Genomic DNA, 1,976 nt, shown 5'->3' with positions numbered 1-1,976 from the left:
GGTCCGGCCGCGGCGGCCGAGCAGCGACGCGGCACCGGCCCGTCCCCGGCTCCGGAGGGCCGCCGCGGCACCGGCCCCGCGACCGCGTCCGAACGGCTCCGCGAGAGCGACCCGGCTCAGGAGGGCGGCCGATGACCCGCCAGATCCGCCACACGGCGGTCTTCTGCCTGCTGCTCCTGGTGGCCCTGCTGGCCAACGCCGTGCGCGTCCAGGCCGTCCAGGCCGACCGGCTCGACCACCACCCCGGCAACGGCCGCCCGACGGTCGAGCGGTTCGGCCGGCCCCGGGGCGACATCCTCGTCGACGGGGTGCCCGTCACGGGTTCGCACGACACCCGCGAGCGCCTGCGGTTCGAGCGCACCTACACCCAGGGGCCGCTCTACGCCCCCGTGACCGGCTTCCTGTCCCAGACCTACGGTTCGACGGACCTGGAGAACGCCGAGGACGGCATCCTGTCCGGTGCGGACCCGCGTGTGGCGGCGTCCCTGCTGCGCCCGGGGCGCGCGGGGGCACCGGCTCCGGGCGGCCAGGTCGCCACCACCCTCTCGGCGGCGATGCAGCGGGCCGCGTACGCGGGGCTCGGGGGGCGGCGCGGCGCGGTGGTGGCCCTCGCGCCGACGACCGGCCGCATCCTCGCGCTCGTCAGCAGCCCGTCGTACGACCCCTCGGCGCTGTCGGGGACGGGCGAGGAGGTGAAGGGCGCCTGGACGCGCCTGAACAGCGCCACCACACGACCGATGCTCAACCGGGCGCTGCGCCAGACCTATCCGCCCGGCTCGGCGTTCAAGATCGTGACCGCGGCGGCGGCGCTGGAGTCCGGCGTGGTCAGGAGCGTCGGGGCGCGTACGGGGATCACCCTCCCCTACCGGCTGCCAGGGACCGGCACCACGCTGCCCAACGAGGTCGACGGGTGCGACGACGCGTCGCTGGAGTTCGCGATCAAGTGGTCGTGCAACACGGTGATGGCGGGGCTCGGCGTGAAGGTGGGGCTCTCGGGGATGCTGCACACGGCCGAGAAGTTCGGCTTCAACGACCGGGCGCTGCGCGTCCCCTCGCCCGCCGCCCCGTCACACTTCGACCGGCACATGACGGCGGACCAGCTGGCCCTCTCGTCGATCGGGCAGTTCGACACCACGGCCACCCCCCTGCAGATGGCGATGGTGTCGGCGGCGGTGGCCGACGGCGGGGTGCTCAAGTACCCCCACCTGGTGGACCGTACGACGGCGCCCGGCGGCCGGGTCGTCTCGCGGGAACCGGACCGTACGTACCGGCGCGTGCTGAGCACCCGGACGGCCCGCCGGCTGCAGGGGATGATGGTCGACGTGGTGCGCTCGGGCACGGGAGGCCGCGCGGCGATCGACGGCGCGACGGTGGGCGGCAAGACGGGGACGGCCCAGCACGGCCTGGACAACGCGGGGACGCCGTACGCGTGGTTCATCGCCTGGGCGCAGGCGGAGGACGCCGACCGGCCGGCGGTGGCGGTGGCGGTCGTGGTGGAGGACGCGGAGGCGGACCGCGCGGACATCACCGGGGGCGGGGTGGCGGCGCCGATCGCGAGGTCGGTGATGCGGGCGGCGCTGGCCGACCCGAAGCTCTCCCAGGAGGACGGGCACGCGCGGCCGGACGGGCTCCCGCGGGCCGGCGGGGACCCGGAGGAGGGCGGGATCACGCAGGACGACAGGGACCCGCCGCAGGGAGGGCCCACGCGGCAGGACGCGCGTACGCGAGGTCATGGGCGGGCGCGGGAGGACGGGGACCCGCGGCAGGAGGCGCGTACGCGAGGAGGCGGGGACCCGCAGCGGGACGGACGCACACGGGACGACGTGCGTCCCTAGGGGGGCGGTGCACGCACCACGACGGGCTCGCGCGCCACGACGGTCGCGCACCACGGCGGGCTCGCGCACCGCGGCGGGGACCCGCGGCAGGGCGCGCCTTCGCACCCGGACGCGCCCGGGCGCTGACGCCGCGCCGGGAGC

The 1,976-nt window shown here is 76.7% G+C and carries 1 pseudogene; it reads left to right on the top strand.

The features are described from left to right. Window positions 1-131: 131 nt before the first annotated feature. Window positions 132-1,586: pseudogene (locus tag L1885_RS27705) on the top strand (penicillin-binding transpeptidase domain-containing protein); the annotation flags it as partial. Window positions 1,587-1,976: the final 390 nt, after the last annotated feature.

It is taken from the genome of Streptomyces fuscigenes (assembly GCF_021556455.1).
In the GTDB taxonomy this organism is placed as follows: domain Bacteria; phylum Actinomycetota; class Actinomycetes; order Streptomycetales; family Streptomycetaceae; genus Streptomyces; species Streptomyces fuscigenes.
Note: the sequence above shows the minus strand (reverse complement) of the source record. Positions and strands in the feature narration are given on the sequence as shown.